The organism is Brachyspira pilosicoli, from assembly GCF_019402445.1.
In the GTDB taxonomy this organism is placed as follows: domain Bacteria; phylum Spirochaetota; class Brachyspiria; order Brachyspirales; family Brachyspiraceae; genus Brachyspira; species Brachyspira pilosicoli_B.
Genome location: NZ_SRZM01000429.1, coordinates 1 through 406, shown reverse-complemented (window position 1 = coordinate 406; position 406 = coordinate 1). Strand labels below are relative to the sequence as shown.

1 protein-coding gene is annotated in these 406 nt (G+C 29.3%); it reads right to left on the bottom strand.

The window, feature by feature from the left end; genetic code table 11:
- The coding region (locus tag E6A48_RS11630) for a LysM peptidoglycan-binding domain-containing protein (RefSeq protein ID WP_219710470.1) at positions 1–406 on the bottom strand (406 nt) is incomplete at both ends.

The following is a 406-nucleotide window of genomic DNA, read 5'->3' as shown; positions in this document are numbered from 1 at the left end:
TAGCACTCATTCCATGAGAAAATGCTATACCAAGCACAGTGTCTCCGTCTTTTACTTGATAATCTATATATTTATTTTCCTCTATTTCTTTTTTGATATTTTCTACATTACGATTTACTTTTTCTTCTTCTTTTATATCTTCTATATTTGAAACATTAGCTACTTTTAATATTTCCCCTTTCTTTAGTTGATATTTATTAAAATCCTCTATATTGTTTATAGCACAAAATTCGCTTGCACTCATTCCATGAGAGAATGCTATACCAAGTACAGTGTCCCCATCTTTTACTTTATAGTTTGTGTAAGACTTTTTTTTCTCTGGCTTAAGTCCATAAGATTTAGCCTTAACATCATATACCAAATCATATCCTTTCTCTTTTACTTTTAGAGTTTCACCAACTTTAAG